General features: G+C 72.0%; 13 protein-coding genes. All 13 read left to right on the top strand.

All coding sequences use genetic code 11. The features are described from left to right. Positions 1-4 precede the first annotated feature (4 nt). The gene (locus tag ACWDBB_RS14035) at positions 5-268 is read left to right on the top strand and encodes an HGxxPAAW family protein (RefSeq protein ID WP_449789801.1); all 264 of its coding nucleotides are present in this window, start codon (positions 5-7) and stop codon (positions 266-268) included. 102 nt (positions 269-370) lie between these two features. Next, positions 371-811, top strand: a complete 441-nt coding sequence (locus tag ACWDBB_RS14030) for a DUF2752 domain-containing protein (protein WP_392869237.1) — start codon at positions 371-373, stop codon at positions 809-811. Positions 812-1,094: 283 nt separating this feature from the next. Further along, entirely contained in the window at positions 1,095-1,901 is an 807-nt protein-coding gene (gene trpC / locus ACWDBB_RS14025; protein WP_449789800.1) for an indole-3-glycerol phosphate synthase TrpC, read from the top strand. 9 nt (positions 1,902-1,910) lie between these two features. Continuing rightward, positions 1,911-2,060, top strand: coding sequence for a tryptophan biosynthesis modulator TrpM (trpM, locus tag ACWDBB_RS14020; protein WP_188296911.1), 150 nt, complete (start codon positions 1,911-1,913; stop codon positions 2,058-2,060). A gap of 67 nt (positions 2,061-2,127) precedes the next feature. Then, positions 2,128-3,390: a tryptophan synthase subunit beta gene (trpB, locus tag ACWDBB_RS14015; RefSeq protein ID WP_449789799.1), complete on the top strand. Its 1,263-nt coding sequence runs from the start codon at positions 2,128-2,130 to the stop codon at positions 3,388-3,390. A 2-nt stretch (positions 3,391-3,392) separates the two neighbouring features. Further along, positions 3,393-4,217: a tryptophan synthase subunit alpha gene (gene trpA / locus ACWDBB_RS14010; protein WP_392869232.1), complete on the top strand. Its 825-nt coding sequence runs from the start codon at positions 3,393-3,395 to the stop codon at positions 4,215-4,217. A gap of 255 nt (positions 4,218-4,472) precedes the next feature. Continuing rightward, on the top strand, positions 4,473-4,676 hold the full coding sequence (locus ACWDBB_RS14005; protein ID WP_449789798.1) for a hypothetical protein: 204 nt from the start codon (positions 4,473-4,475) through the stop codon (positions 4,674-4,676). A gap of 128 nt (positions 4,677-4,804) precedes the next feature. Continuing rightward, the gene (locus ACWDBB_RS14000) at positions 4,805-5,314 is read left to right on the top strand and encodes a MauE/DoxX family redox-associated membrane protein (RefSeq protein WP_449789797.1); all 510 of its coding nucleotides are present in this window, start codon (positions 4,805-4,807) and stop codon (positions 5,312-5,314) included. A gap of 77 nt (positions 5,315-5,391) precedes the next feature. Then, entirely contained in the window at positions 5,392-6,255 is an 864-nt protein-coding gene (locus tag ACWDBB_RS13995) for a DsbA family protein (protein ID WP_449789796.1), read from the top strand. Positions 6,256-6,374: 119 nt separating this feature from the next. Beyond that, positions 6,375-7,358, top strand: a complete 984-nt coding sequence (gene lgt, locus ACWDBB_RS13990; RefSeq protein ID WP_449789795.1) for a prolipoprotein diacylglyceryl transferase — start codon at positions 6,375-6,377, stop codon at positions 7,356-7,358. A 147-nt stretch (positions 7,359-7,505) separates the two neighbouring features. Beyond that, positions 7,506-8,243: a VIT1/CCC1 transporter family protein gene (locus tag ACWDBB_RS13985; protein ID WP_449789794.1), complete on the top strand. Its 738-nt coding sequence runs from the start codon at positions 7,506-7,508 to the stop codon at positions 8,241-8,243. 417 nt (positions 8,244-8,660) lie between these two features. After that, positions 8,661-13,262, top strand: coding sequence for a glutamate synthase large subunit (gene gltB / locus ACWDBB_RS13980; protein ID WP_449789855.1), 4,602 nt, complete (start codon positions 8,661-8,663; stop codon positions 13,260-13,262). Further along, positions 13,255-14,715: a glutamate synthase subunit beta gene (locus ACWDBB_RS13975; RefSeq protein ID WP_449789793.1), complete on the top strand. Its 1,461-nt coding sequence runs from the start codon at positions 13,255-13,257 to the stop codon at positions 14,713-14,715. Before gltB ends, ACWDBB_RS13975 begins: the two co-directional genes overlap by 8 nt. Positions 14,716-14,848: the final 133 nt, after the last annotated feature.

The raw sequence follows: 14,848 nt of genomic DNA, 5'->3' as shown, positions 1-14,848 counted from the left end.
TCAGATGGCAGCAGCAGCACACGGCCACACCCCCGCCGCCTGGACCGGCGTCGTCATCTCCTTCGTCGGTTTCGGCGTCGCGGGCGTCGCGATGATCCTGCCGTCGGTGCTGCTCGTCTGGGTCGGCCTGGCGGTCGTCCTGGCCGGCGGCGTGGTCGGCAAGGCCATGTCCCTCGCGGGCATGGGCAAGCAGGCCAGCACCAACGTGTACAAGTCGGCCGAGGAGCAGATCGCGGCCCGTGAGGCCCGCGCCGCCGTCGCCGCCTGACGAACGGCTCGTCGCACCACACGTTTGTCGTACATCGGAACGGCGGGCGCGCCACGCCCGCCGTTTCGTCGTGTCCGGGCCCGACCCGGGCAGAATCGGGGCGTGACCTCCGCCCCCACCGCCTCCGCCCCGCCGCCCGTGCTGCGCCGGCTGAGCCCGCCGCTGACCGCGCTGGCGGCGGTGGCCGTCCCCGCCGCGTACGTCGCCGTGGTGGACCCGAACACCCCCGGGCACTACCCCGACTGCCCGTTCCTGACCGCCACCGGCTGGTGGTGCCCGGGCTGCGGGGGGCTGCGCTGCGTCCACGCGCTGACCCACGGGGATCTCACCGGTGCCCTGCACGACAACGCCGTCCTGGTCCTGCTGGTCGGCGTGCTGGCGGTGCTCTGGCTGCGCTGGGGCTGGGCCGCGCTGACCGGCGGTCCGCCGCCCAGGATCACCGTCGGGGCCCGTCGCTGGGCGCTGATCGCCCTGCTGGTGCTGGTGTTCACCGTGGTGCGGAACTCGGGGATCGGTGCCGGGCTGGCACCGCCGCTGGTCTGATCCGGCCACCCGGGGGCCGCTTCCGGCCACCGGGCCGCCGCCCTTACGGACCGCCGGCGGCGGGCTCGAAGAGCGACCGAAAACCAGTGCGAAGACCGGCCGAAAACCGGCGCGGGGCCGGTGAAACCGCAGCTGGGGACCGTCGGCGCGGAGGTCCGGTCCGCGAGACGCGGCTCGAACCGATGCGCCCCCCGCCGCCGGGTGCCGATACCATCGAAGAGCCGGTGGGCTGTCGCCCGCCGGCTCGCGCCGACCAACTGGCAGAAAAGATGGGGGCTCCTGAGTGAGTGTGCTCGACTCGATCATCGAAGGGGTCCGCGAGGACCTCGCCGAGCGGCAGGCCCGGGTCTCCCTGGACGAGCTCAAGGAGCTCGCCGCCAAGGCCCCGGAGGCCAAGGACGGCGTCGCCGCCCTCAGGGGCGACGGGGTCCGGGTGATCTGCGAGGTGAAGCGCTCCAGCCCGTCCAAGGGCGCCCTGGCCTCGATCGCCGACCCGGCCGCCCTGGCGGTCGACTACGCGGCCGGCGGTGCGGCCGCGATCAGCGTGCTGACCGAGCGGCGCCGCTTCGGCGGCTCGCTGGCCGACCTCGACGCCGTCCGCGCCGCGGTGGACACCCCGGTCCTGCGCAAGGACTTCATGGTCACCGCCTACCAGCTGTGGGAGGCCCGCGCGCACGGCGCCGACCTCGCGCTGCTGATCGTCGCCGCCCTCGACCAGCCGGCCCTGGTGTCGCTGATCGAGCGCGCCGAGTCGATCGGCCTCACCCCGCTGGTGGAGGTGCACGACGAGGAGGAGATCAAGCGCGCGGTGGACGCCGGCGCCCGGATCATCGGCGTCAACGCCCGCAACCTCAAGACGCTCGAAGTGGACCGCAACACCTTCGAGAACGTCGCCCACGCCATCCCGGACGGCATCGTCAAGGTCGCCGAGTCCGGCGTGCGCGGCCCGCTGGACGTGATCAACTACGCCAACCTGGGCGCCGACGCGGTGCTGGTCGGCGAGACCCTGGTGACCGGCAAGGACCCGCGCGCCGCGGTCGCCGACCTGGTCGCCGCCGGGGCCCACCCCGCCGTCCGGCACAAGGACTGACGCCGCCCGATGAAGATCGCCGCCCGACTCGCCCCCGGTTGCCGCCCGCGCGGCTGCCGCGCACCCGCACGCCGGGTGCTGGGGCGTCGGGTGCGGTACGTCATCGGGTGCGAGCCCGGGCAGGTACCGGGACGGCGATGGCGCGTGACGTCCGGCTGACCGGCCCACCAGCCGGGGCGGTCGAGAAGACGTCATCGTCGTTCATCTCCGTTCAAGGGAAACCACCATGTCCGAGAAGGACTACCTGCCCGGTGCCCAGGTGCCGGACGCGCGCGGCTACTTCGGCGCGTACGGCGGCCGCTTCATCCCCGAGGCGCTGGTCGCCGCGGTCGAGCAGGTCGCCGAGGAGTACGAGAAGGCCAAGGCCGACCCGGCCTTCGCCGCCGAGCTCGACGCGCTGCTCAAGGACTACACCGGGCGCCCGAGCCCGCTGACCGACGTGCGCCGCTTCTCCGCCGAGGCGGGCGGCGCGCGCATCCTGCTCAAGCGCGAGGACCTCAACCACACCGGCTCGCACAAGATCAACAACGTGCTGGGCCAGGCGCTGCTCACCAAGCGGATGGGCAAGACCCGGATCATCGCCGAGACCGGCGCCGGCCAGCACGGCGTGGCCACCGCGACCGCCTGCGCGCTGTTCGGCTTCGACTGCACCATCTACATGGGCGAGGTCGACACCGAGCGCCAGGCGCTCAACGTCGCCCGGATGCGGATGCTCGGCGCCGAGGTGGTGGCCGTCAAGTCCGGCAGCCGGACGCTCAAGGACGCCATCAACGAGGCGTTCCGGGACTGGGTCGCCAACGTCGACTCCACCCACTACCTGTTCGGCACCGTCGCCGGGCCGCACCCGTTCCCGATGATGGTCCGGGACTTCCACCGGATCATCGGGGTCGAGGCGCGGCAGCAGGTGCTCGACCGGACCGGCCGGCTGCCCGACGCGGTCGTGGCGTGCGTCGGAGGCGGCTCCAACGCGATGGGGATCTTCCACGAGTTCATCCCGGACACCGGGGTGCGGCTGGTCGGCTTCGAGGCGGCGGGAGAGGGCGCCGAGACGCCCCGGCACGCGGCCACCCTCACCAAGGGCGACCCGGGGGTGCTGCACGGCTCCCGGACGTACGTCCTGCAGGACGAGGACGGGCAGACCATCGAGTCGCACTCGATCTCGGCGGGCCTGGACTACCCGGGCGTCGGCCCGGAGCACGCCTGGCTGAAGGACACCGGGCGGGCGGAGTACCGGCCGGTCACCGACGACGCCGCGATGCAGGCGCTGCGGCTGCTGTCCCGCACCGAGGGGATCATCCCGGCCATCGAGAGCGCCCACGCGCTCGCCGGGGCGCTGGAGTTGGGGCGCGAGCTCGGGCCGGAGGCGACCATCCTGGTCTCGCTGTCGGGACGCGGGGACAAGGACATGCACACCGCGGCCCAGTACTTCGGACTGTACGACGAGCAGGCCGGCGGTTCGGGCGACGCCTCCGCCGAGGGGGGTAAGTGACCATGACTTCCAAGCTGAGCACCAGCAAGCTGAGCGGCCGGCTGGCGGCCGCCAAGGCCGAGGACCGGGCCGCGCTGATCGGGTACCTGCCGGCCGGCTTCCCGACCGTGGACGGCGGCATCCGGGCGATCAACGCGCTCATCGAGGGCGGCTGCGACGTGGTCGAGGTCGGGCTGCCGCACTCCGACCCGGTGCTGGACGGCGCGGTCATCCAGACCGCCGACGACATCGCCCTGCGGGGCGGCGTGCGGATCAAGGACGTGCTGCGGACCGTCCGGGAGGTCGCCGCGGCGCACCCCGAGGCCGCGGTGCTCGTGATGACGTACTGGAACCCGGTCGACCGCTACGGCGTGGCGCGCTTCGCGGCCGACCTGGCGGCCGCGGGCGGGGCCGGGTGCATCCTGCCGGACCTGCCGGTGGAGGAGTCCGAGGAGTGGCGCAAGGCGGCGGACGAGCACGGTCTTGACACCGTGTTCGTGGTCGCCCCCAGCAGCAAGGACGCCCGGCTGGCGGAGGTCACGGCGGCCGGCAGCGGCTTCGTGTACGCGGCCGCGGTGATGGGCGTGACCGGGACGCGGTCCGCCGTCGGGTCGATGGCCGAGGACCTGGTCGCCCGGACCAGGGCGACGACGGACCTGCCGGTCTGCGTCGGGCTCGGGGTCTCGGACGCGGTGCAGGCGGCGGAGGTCGCCCGGTTCGCGGACGGAGTGATCGTCGGGTCGGCGTTCGTCAAGCGGATCCTGGCCGCGGGCGAGGACGAGACGGCCGCGCTGGACGCGGTGCGGGCCCTGGCCGGGGAGCTGGCCGAGGGCGTGCGCCGGCACTGACGCGCGGCAGGGACATCCGGCCGACGGCCCCCCACTCCACCGGGAGTTGGGGGGCCGTCGGCGTTCCACCCGGCATCGCCGATCCGCTGCGGGGCGCGGGCACGGGCGTGCGGCTCCGCTCCGCGCTCCCGGCCGGGCTCGCGGACCCGAACGGGTGAACAAGGGGTGGGGACACGCATCAGCCGGGGTTGACGGACGTTGAGAGGAGGGACGAGTGCACGAACGGTTTCGCGGTCGAGCGGAAGGGGTGAGCCGGTGCGGAGTCTCCAGCGGGCCGTCCTGCTGCGGGCGGCGACGGCCGTGTTGGTGCTCGGCGCCGCCGTCGGCGTGCACGCCCAGGTGGGGCACGTGCTGGCCAGACGGGGGGCCGAGCGGGCGGAGCGGGAGGCGGTGGCGTGCGCGGAGGCGGCCCGGCACCCCGAGCTGTTCGAGGCGGGGTGGTCGGCCGGGTGCCGTTGACGCACGGATGTTCGTCATATTCGGACAGAACGTCACTCGTCCGGCTTAATTCCTGAATGCGGAGGAACCACTCTTCATCCCCCGCGGTTCATCAGGGAGTGAACGAGCTTCCCGAGGGGGATTCCCTGATGACCGCGCAGCCCGAGGGCTCCGCGCCCGAGCCGACGGCGCGCCGGCCGGTGTCGGCCTGGAGCGAGTGGCTCGGCACGGTCGTCCGGCTCGGCCTCGCGGTGGTCTGGGGGTGGGCCGGGCTGGCGAAGGTCACCGATCCGGCGGAGGCCGCGCAGGCCGTCCGCGCCTACGAGATCCTCCCCGAAGGCCTGGTCAAGCCGATCGGCTACGGCCTGCCGTTCCTGGAGCTGGCACTGGCCGTGCTGCTGCTGGCGGGCCTCGGCGTCCGGCTGGTGGCCGGGATCTCCGCCGTGCTGCTGCTGGTCTTCATCGCCGGGATCGCCTCCGCCTGGGCGCGCGGCATCTCGATCGACTGCGGCTGCTTCGGCGGCGGCGGGCACGTCGACGAGTCCCAGACGAAGTACCTCCAGGAGATCCTGCGCGACACCGGGTTCCTGCTGATGGCCGGATGGCTGCTCTGGCGGCCCCGCACCCGGCTGTCGGTGGACGGCTGGCTGGCGAGCTGACCCCACCCGCCCCCCCCCACGACCCCGCCCCACATCCCGCACCCCGACGAAGGCCCCCGACCGTGGACGTCAACGCAATGAGCGAGAAGAACCGAGAAGGCAAGCGCACCGCCCGCGAGCGGATGCTGGAGCAGCGGGCGGCCGAGGAGGCCACCTCCAAGCGCAGGAAGAAGCTGATCGTCGGCGGTTCCGTGCTCGCGGTGATCGCCGCCGCCGTGATCACCGGCGTCGTGGTGCAGAACCAGCGCTCCAAGCCGGAGACGCCCACCGCCGCCCCGGCCGGGACGATCGGCGACAAGAACCTGGTCATCCCCGTCGGCGCCGCAGACGCGCCCTCCGTCCTCACGGTCTACGAGGACCCGCGCTGCCCCGCCTGCGGCACCTTCGAGCGCGAGTTCTCGTCCACCATCGACCAGATGGAGGACGCCGGGAAGATCTACACGAACTACCACATCGTGTCGTTCATCGACCGGGCCGTGGGCGGCAAGGGCTCCAGGACCGCCGCCAACGCGCTCGGCTGCGCCCAGGACGCCGGGCACTTCCGGGACTTCCACGACGTGCTGTACCGCAACCAGCCGGACGAGACCAACGACGCCTTCGGCGACAAGAACACGCTGCTCGGCCTCGCCAAGCAGGTCAACGGCCTGGACACGCCCGAGTTCCAGGCCTGCGTCAACGACAACAAGTTCGGCGGGTGGGTGTCCGCGGTGCAGCAGGACTTCGACAAGTCCAGCTTCAAGTCCACCCCGACGGTGCTGCTCAACGGCCAGCCGATCTACCCGAAGAACGGCAGCGAGGAGATCACCCCCGCCAACCTGGCGAAGTGGGTGGACGCCGCGAACCAGGGCAAGCAGCTGGGCACGCCGGGTTCGCACGGGCAGAGCCCGGCGCCGACCAGCGCCGCCTCGGAGGCCAACAACCCGTCGCCGACGCCCGGCTGAGCCCGTTCCACCGTGCCGCCCCCTTCCCGTCCGGAGGGGGCGGCGCCGTCCGTTGTTCGGTTTCTGTGACCCCAGGGGTGTCCGAGCGGGCCGCCGGACCCTGTAGCGTCGGAACTGCCATGGATATCGCCTACATTCCCAGCCCGTCGCGGGGCGTCCTGTACCTCGGACCGATCCCGCTGCGCGCCTACGCCTTCTGCATCATCCTCGGTGTCGTCGTCGCCGTCTGGCTCGGCAGCAAGCGCTGGGTCGCCCGGGGCGGTGCCAAGCACACCGTCGGCGACATCGCCGTGTGGGCCGTGCCGTTCGGCCTGGTCGGCGGCCGCCTGTACCACGTGATCACCGACGGCGGCCGACTGTACTTCGCCGAGGGGAAGAACCCCTGGGACGCCCTCAAGATCTGGGAGGGCGGCCTCGGCATCTGGGGCGCGGTCGCGCTGGGCGCGGTCGGCGCCTGGATCGGTGCCCGCCGCCGGGGCGTGCCGCTGCCCGCGTACGCCGACGCCATCGCGCCGGGCATCGCGCTCGCGCAGGCGCTGGGCCGCTGGGGCAACTACTTCAACCAGGAGCTGTACGGCCGGTCGACCACCCTGCCGTGGGGCCTGGAGATCGACAAGACGCTGGCGAACGGCGAGGTCGTGAAGGGCGTCTACCACCCGACCTTCCTGTACGAGTCGCTGTGGTGCGTCGGTGTCGCGCTGCTGGTGATCTGGGCGGACCGCCGCTTCACGCTGGGCCACGGCCGGGCGTTCGCACTGTACGTGGCCGCGTACACGGTGGGCCGGTTCTGGATCGAGTGGCTGCGGATCGACGACGCCCACGTCTACTTCGGCCTGCGGCTGAACGACTGGGTGTCCATCGCGGTGTTCGCGGGTGCGGTGGCGTACTTCGTGATCGTGGGCCGGACGCGGCCCGGGCGGGAGGACCCGGCGAGCATCGACCCGGCCGCGCACCTGGCGGAGGACGCCGAGCCCGCCGACAAGGGCGGGAAGGGCGCCGGGGAGAAGGCCGACGGGAAGCCGGTGCTGCGCGAGCCGGCCGGGCCCGTGGATGGGGAACCGGCCGCCGGGACGGCCGGCAAGGACGCCAAGAACCCGATCTGACCAGGGGTTTCCCCCGCCTGAGGCCACCCTTCGCGAACGCCGCGAAGGGTGGCCTCAGTGGTGTTCGGGCAGCCTTACTTTGCTGGAAATGCCCAGGTCAGGCGGGCTACGGTCAAGGCCGAGGAACGACGACCGAGGGGAAGAACGATGAGTGCGACCGCTGTGGAGGCCGACGCCGGGCACCAGCCGCGGATACCCGCGGCCGACCACCACCGGGACGTCAACGGCGGCTGGCTGCGGCCGGCCGTGTTCGGCGCGGTGGACGGACTGGTGTCCAACTTCGCGCTGATGACCGGGGTGGTCGGCGGTGCGGCGTCCAACGGGACGGTGATCCTGACCGGACTGGCGGGCCTGGCGGCCGGTGCCTGCTCGATGGCGGCGGGGGAGTACACCTCGGTGGCCTCGCAGCGGGAGCTGGTGCAGGCCGAGATCGAGGTCGAGCGGCTGGAGCTGAGCCGCAACCCGCACGGCGAGCTGGCCGAGCTGGCCCAGCTGTACGTCTCGCGCGGGGTGGACCCCGAGCTGGCCCACGAGGTGGCCCGGCAGCTGTCCGCGGACCCGGAGCTGGCCCTGGAGGTGCACGCCCGCGAGGAGCTGGGCGTCGACCCGACCGACCTGCCCTCGCCGCTGGTGGCGGCCGGCTCGTCGTTCCTGTGCTTCGCGCTCGGCGCGCTGCTGCCGCTGCTGCCGTACCTGCTGGGGGCGACCACGCTGCTGCCCGCCCTGCTGCTGGCGGGGGCCGGGCTGTTCCTGTGCGGCGCGGTGGTGGCCCGGGTGACGGCCCGCAGCTGGTGGTTCAGCGGGCTGCGGCAGCTGGTGCTGGGCGGCGCGGCCGCCGGGGTGACCTACCTGCTCGGGTGGCTGATCGGCGGCCACGTGGGCTGAGCGCGGCAGTGCATGACTATGCTGACGAGTGCGTGACGTTTCACACATGAGCGCCGAGTGGCGCCTGGCAGTGTCTCATCATTCGGGCCCCCGAGCCGCGGATTCGCATCCGCGGACGGGCTCCCGGAATGGAATCCCAGGCACCCGTGATCGGCTTCCGTGGCGGGCCGGTTTCGCCCCTGTTTCAGGCCGTGGACGGTTGGGCACAATCGTCGGGACGTGCACTGTGGCGCGTCCTCTCACACACCCCTGACCTGCGCGTCGTCCCGCCATCTGGACGGGATATTTCCGCTTCTCGGGATCACGGGCATCATGTAACTTGCACGACACCGCACCATCGCATCAGGGCCAACGTCGTCCCTACTTGCACCAACTTGCCGAAAGACGACGACGGGAGAGCCGATGCTGTCTGCATCCATGCACTCCGCCAACGAGCCCCAGGCCGGCACCGCCCGCCGGCCCTACGCGCTCGTGCCGGATGCGCGACCTGCTGCTCAGGGCCTGTACGACCCGCGGAACGAGCACGACGCCTGTGGCGTCGGTTTCGTCGCCACGCTGACCGGCATCGCCGACCACACCATCGTCGAGCAGGCGCTGAACGTCCTGCGCAACCTGGAGCACCGCGGCGCCACCGGCGCCGAGCCCGACTCCGGTGACGGTGCGGGCATCCTGACCCAGGTCCCGGACGCCTTCCTGCGCGGGAAGGTCGACTTCGAACTCCCGGCCGCCGGCGCCTACGCCGTCGGCATCGCCTTCCTGCCGGACGAGGACGCCGCCGACGCCGCCGCCGTCGCGCAGGTCGAGGCCATCGCGGCCGAGGAGGACCTGACCGTCCTCGGCTGGCGCGACGTCCCCGTCACCCCCGACCTGCTCGGCGCCACCGCACGCGGCGTGATGCCGCGCTTCCGGCAGCTCTTCCTGGCGAAGGACGGCCTGGCCGGCATCGAGCTGGACCGGATCGCCTTCGTGGTCCGCAAGCGCGCCGAGCGCGAAGCCGGGCTGTACTTCCCGTCGCTGTCCGCGCGCACCATCGTCTACAAGGGCATGCTGACCACCGGCCAGCTCGAACCCTTCTTCCCCGACCTGTCGGACCGCACCTACGCCTCCGCGATCGGCCTGGTGCACTCCCGGTTCTCCACCAACACCTTCCCGAGCTGGCCGCTGGCCCACCCGTACCGCTTCGTCGCGCACAACGGCGAGATCAACACCGTCAAGGGCAACCGCAACTGGATGCGCGCCCGGGAGTCCCAGCTCGCCACCGACCTCATCCCCGCCAACAAGAACGGGCAGGGTCTGGAGCGGATCTTCCCGATCTGCACCCCCGAGCACTCCGACTCCGCCTCCTTCGACGAGGTCCTGGAACTGCTCCACCTCGGCGGCCGCTCGCTGCCGCACGCGGTGCTGATGATGATCCCGGAGGCGTGGGAGAACCACGCCACCATGAGCCCCGCCCGCCGCGCCTTCTACCAGTACCACTCCAACCTGATGGAGCCCTGGGATGGCCCGGCCTGCGTCACCTTCACCGACGGCACCCGGATCGGCGCCGTGCTCGACCGCAACGGCCTGCGCCCCGCCCGGTACTGGATCACCGAGGACGGCCTGGTCGTCCTCTCCTCCGAGGTCGGCGTGCTCGACATCGACCAGGAGAAGGTCGCCAAGAAGGGCCGCCTCCAGCCCGGCCGGATGTTCCTGGTGGACACCGTCGAGGGCCGCATCGTCGAGGACGAGGAGATCAAGTCCGCCCTCGCCGCCGAGCACCCCTACGAGGAGTGGGTCGAAGGCGGACAGATCCAGCTCGCCAAGCTCCCCGAGCGCGAGCACATCGCCCACACCCACGCCTCCGTCACCCGCCGCCAGCAGACCTTCGGCTACACCGAGGAGGAACTGCGCGTCATCCTCGCCCCGATGGCGCGCACCGGTGCCGAGGCGCTCGGCTCGATGGGCACCGACTCGCCCATCGCCGCGCTCAGCGAGAAGCCGCGACTGCTGTTCGACTACTTCGTGCAGCTCTTCGCGCAGGTCACCAACCCGCCGCTGGACGCCATCCGCGAGGAACTCGTCACCTCGCTGCTCTCCAACCTCGGCCCCGAGGGCAACCTGCTGGCCGCCGAGGCCGCGTCCTGCCGCTCGGTCGGCATCACCTTCCCGGTGATCGACAACGACGAGCTGGCCAAGCTGGTCCACATCAACGCCGACGGCGACCAGCCCGGCCTCAAGGCCGTCACGCTGTCCGGCCTCTACAAGGTCACCACCGGCGGCGAGGGCCTCGCCGCCCGGCTGGCCGAGATCGCCGCCGAGGCCGACGCGGCGATCGCCGACGGCGCCCGGATCATCGTGCTCTCCGACCGGCACTCCGACGCCGAGCACGCCCCGATCCCCTCCCTGCTGCTCACCTCGGCCGTCCACCACCACCTGATCCGCACCAAGCAGCGCACCCAGGTGTCCCTGCTCGTCGAGGCCGGCGACGTCCGCGAGGTGCACCACGTCGCCCTGCTGATCGGCTACGGCGCCGGGGCGGTCAACCCGTACCTGGCGATGGAGACCGTCGAGGACCTCGTCGCCCAGGGCGTCTTCATCCAGGGCCTCGAAGCCGAGAAGGCCATCAGGAACCTGATCAAGGCACTCGGCAAGGGCGTCCTCAAGGTCATGTCCAAGATGGGCATCTCGACCGTCGCCTCCTACCGCGGCGCCCAGGTCTTCGAGGCCATCGGCCTCGCCCAGGACCTCGTCGACGGCTACTTCGCCGGCACCACCACCAAGCTCGGCGGCATCGGCCTGGAGGAGATCGCCCGCGAGACCGCCGCCCGGCACGCCAAGGCGTACCCGGCCTCCGGCATCCCGGCCGCGCACCGCGCCCTGGAGATCGGCGGCGAGTACCAGTGGCGCCGCGAGGGCGAACCGCACCTCTTCGACCCGGACACCGTCTTCCGTCTCCAGCACGCCACCCGCAACCGCCGGTACGACATCTTCAAGCAGTACACGGACCGGGTGAACGAGCAGTCCGAGCGGCTGATGACCCTGCGCGGCCTGTTCCGACTGGACGGCCTCGACCGGGAGCCGATCCCGGTCGAGGAGGTCGAGCCCGTCTCCGAGATCGTCAAGCGCTTCTCCACCGGCGCCATGTCCTACGGCTCGATCTCGCGCGAGGCCCACGAGACCCTGGCCATCGCGATGAACCGCCTCGGCGGCAAGTCCAACACCGGCGAGGGCGGCGAGGACCCGGACCGCCTGTACGACCCGGAGCGCCGCTCCGCGATCAAGCAGGTCGCCTCCGGCCGCTTCGGCGTCACCTCCGAGTACCTGGTCAACGCCGACGACATCCAGATCAAGATGGCTCAGGGCGCCAAGCCCGGCGAGGGCGGCCAGCTGCCCGGCCACAAGGTCTACCCGTGGGTCGCCAGGACCAGGCACTCCACCCCCGGCGTCGGCCTGATCTCCCCGCCCCCGCACCACGACATCTACTCGATCGAGGACCTCGCCCAGCTGATCCACGACCTCAAGAACGCCAACCCGGCGGCCCGCATCCACGTGAAGCTGGTCTCCGAAGTCGGCGTCGGCACGGTCGCGGCGGGCGTCTCCAAGGCCCACGCCGACGTGGTCCTGGTCTCCGGACACGACGGCGGCACCGGCGCCTCGCCGCTCACCTCGCTCAAGCACGCCGGCGGCCCCTGGGAACTCGGACTCGCCGAGACCCAGCAGACCCTGCTGCTCAACGGGCTGCGCGACCGCATCGTCGTCCAGACCGACGGCCAGTTGAAGACCGGCCGCGACGTCGTGATCGCCGCGCTGCTCGGCGCCGAGGAGTTCGGCTTCGCGACCGCCCCGCTGGTCGTCTCCGGCTGCATCATGATGCGCGTCTGCCACCTGGACACCTGCCCGGTCGGCGTCGCCACCCAGAACCCGGTGCTGCGCGAACGGTTCTCCGGCAAGCCCGAGTTCGTCGTCAACTTCTTCGAGTTCATCGCCGAGGAGGTCCGGGAGATCCTGGCCTCGCTGGGCCTGCGCTCGATCGAGGAGGCCGTCGGCCACGCCGAGCACATCGACGCCCGGGCCGCGATCGACCACTGGAAGGCCGCCGGGCTCGACCTCGCCCCGCTGTTCCACGTGCCGGAGCTGCCCGAAGGGGCCGCCCGCCACCGCACCACCGCCCAGGACCACGCGCTCGACAAGGCCCTGGACAACCAGCTCATCGAGCTCGCCCAGGACGCCCTGGAGCGCGGCGAGACCGTCCGCATCGAGCTGCCGATCCGCAACGTCAACCGCACCGTCGGCACCATGCTCGGCCACGAGGTCACCAAGCGGTACCGCGGCGAGGGCCTGCCGGAGGGGACCATCGACGTCACCTTCACCGGCTCCGCCGGGCAGTCCTTCGGCGCGTTCCTGCCGCGCGGCGTGACCCTGCGACTGGAGGGCGACGCCAACGACTACGTCGGCAAGGGCCTCTCCGGCGGCGTCATCGTCGTCCGCCCGGCCCGCGAGGCGGCCGCCATCGGCAACGACGCGCAGAACCACGTCATCGCCGGCAACACCATCGGCTACGGCGCCACCTCCGGCCGCGTCCACCTGCGCGGCAAGGCCGGTGAGCGCTTCGCCGTCCGCAACTCCGGGGCCACCCTCGTCGTCGAGGGCGTGGGCGACCACGGCCTGGAGTACATGACCGGCGGCCGGGTCGTCGTCCTCGGCGAGACCGGACGCAACCTCGCGGCGGGCATGTCCGGCGGCATCGCGTACGTCCTGGACCTGCGCCCCGCCAATGTCAACGACGGCATGGTGGGCATCGAGGCCCCCACCGCCGCCGACCGCGACTGGCTGCGCGAGACCGTGCAGCAGCACTACGAGGAGACCGGCTCCACCGTCGCCGCCGAGCTCCTGGCGGACTGGGGCAGCGGGGTCTCCCGCTTCTCCAAGATCATGCCGACCGACTACAAGGCAGTGCTCGCCGCCAAGGACGCCGCTGAGCGCGACGGCCTCTCCGAGGCCGAGACCACCGCGAAGATGATGGAGGCGGCTAATGGCTGACCCCAAGGGCTTCCTGACCACGCCCAAGCAGCTGGCGGAGCGCCGCCCGGTCGACGTCCGGATCAAGGACTGGAACGAGGTCTACGTCGAACGCAGCCTCCTGCCGATCATCACCAAGCAGGCCGGCCGCTGCATGGACTGCGGCATCCCCTTCTGCCACAACGGCTGCCCGCTCGGCAACCTCATCCCCGAGTGGAACGACCTCGCCTACCGGGACGACTTCGTCGGCGCCATCGAGCGGCTCCACGCCACCAACAACTTCCCGGAGTTCACCGGCCGCCTCTGCCCGGCCCCGTGCGAGTCCGCGTGCGTCCTCGGCATCAACCAGGACGCGGTGACCATCAAGAACGTCGAGGTCACCATCATCGACAAGGCCTGGGACCGCGGCGGGGTCACCCCGCAGGTGCCCGAGCGGCTCTCCGGCAAGACCGTCGCCGTCGTGGGCTCGGGACCGGCCGGCCTCGCCGCCGCCCAGCAGCTCACCCGGGCCGGGCACACCGTCGTCGTGTACGAGCGCGCCGACCGTATCGGCGGGCTGCTGCGCTACGGCATCCCCGAGTTCAAGATGGAGAAGCGCCACATCAACCGCCGCATCGAGCAGATGCGGGCTGAGGGCACCCGGTTCCGCACCGGCGTCCACGTCGGCGAGGACATCACCGGACAGCAGCTGCGCGAGCGCTTCGACGCCGTGGTCGTCGCGGCCGGCGCCACCACCGCCCGCGACCTGCCGGTGCCCGGACGCGAGCTCAAGGGCGTCCACCAGGCCATGGAGTACCTGCCGCTGGCCAACAAGGTGCAGGAAGGCGACTTCGTGGAGTCGCCGATCAGCGCCAAGGGCAAGCACGTCGTCGTGATCGGCGGCGGCGACACCGGCGCGGACTGCGTCGGCACCGCGCACCGGCAGGGGGCGGCCTCCGTCACCCAGCTGGAGATCATGCCCCGGCCCGGTGAGGAACGGCCCGGGCACCAGCCGTGGCCGACCATGCCGATGACGTACAAGGTCACCTCCGCCCACGAGGAGGGCGGCGAGCGGGTCTACTCCGTCAACACCACCCGCTTCACCGGCGACCAGGACGGCAACGTCCAGGAACTGCACCTCGTCGAGGTGGAGTTCAAGGACGGCCGGTTCGAGCCGGTGCCCGGCACCGAGCGGGCCATCCCCGCGCAGCTCGTCACCCTGGCCATGGGCTTCACCGGGACGGACGTGCGCAACGGACTGGTCGAGCAGCTGGGAGCGGACCTCGACGCGCGCGGTAACATTGCCCGTGATGGCCGGTTCGCCACCAATGTCGATGGCGTGTACGTCTGCGGAGACGCCGGCCGTGGCCAGTCGCTGATCGTCTGGGCCATCGCGGAAGGCCGTTCGGCCGCAGCCGCGGTGGACAGGTACCTGGGCGGCAAGACCCCGCTTCCCGCCCCCATCCGGCCCACCGACCGCCCCCTGGTGGTCTGACGGACGGACGGTCTCCGACCGGCCCCCACCGAACGCCCGGCGCCGCATCGCCGGGAGCTCAACCCGCTGCCCCCGCCAGTGTCGCCGGGCCAACGCGGTCTCCTGGCGCCTGCCCTCTTCCCCGACCAGTTGG

The organism is Kitasatospora sp. NPDC001095 (assembly GCF_053598615.1).
Note: the sequence above shows the minus strand (reverse complement) of the source record. Positions and strands in the feature narration are given on the sequence as shown.

Excerpts from the sequence above, each read along its gene's own strand:
- ACWDBB_RS14000 (WP_449789797.1), top strand. The coding sequence starts at position 4,805 with ATGACCGCGCAGCCCGAGGGCTCCGCGCCCGAGCCGACGGCGCGCCGG.
- lgt (WP_449789795.1), top strand. The coding sequence starts at position 6,375 with ATGGATATCGCCTACATTCCCAGCCCGTCGCGGGGCGTCCTGTACCTC.
- ACWDBB_RS13975 (WP_449789793.1), top strand. The coding sequence starts at position 13,255 with ATGGCTGACCCCAAGGGCTTCCTGACCACGCCCAAGCAGCTGGCGGAG.
- ACWDBB_RS14035 (WP_449789801.1), top strand. The coding sequence starts at position 5 with ATGGCAGCAGCAGCACACGGCCACACCCCCGCCGCCTGGACCGGCGTC.
- trpB (WP_449789799.1), top strand. The coding sequence starts at position 2,128 with ATGTCCGAGAAGGACTACCTGCCCGGTGCCCAGGTGCCGGACGCGCGC.
- gltB (WP_449789855.1), top strand. The coding sequence starts at position 8,661 with ATGCACTCCGCCAACGAGCCCCAGGCCGGCACCGCCCGCCGGCCCTAC.
- ACWDBB_RS13995 (WP_449789796.1), top strand. The coding sequence starts at position 5,392 with ATGAGCGAGAAGAACCGAGAAGGCAAGCGCACCGCCCGCGAGCGGATG.
- trpM (WP_188296911.1), top strand. The coding sequence starts at position 1,911 with ATGAAGATCGCCGCCCGACTCGCCCCCGGTTGCCGCCCGCGCGGCTGC.
- trpA (WP_392869232.1), top strand. The coding sequence starts at position 3,393 with ATGACTTCCAAGCTGAGCACCAGCAAGCTGAGCGGCCGGCTGGCGGCC.
- ACWDBB_RS13985 (WP_449789794.1), top strand. The coding sequence starts at position 7,506 with ATGAGTGCGACCGCTGTGGAGGCCGACGCCGGGCACCAGCCGCGGATA.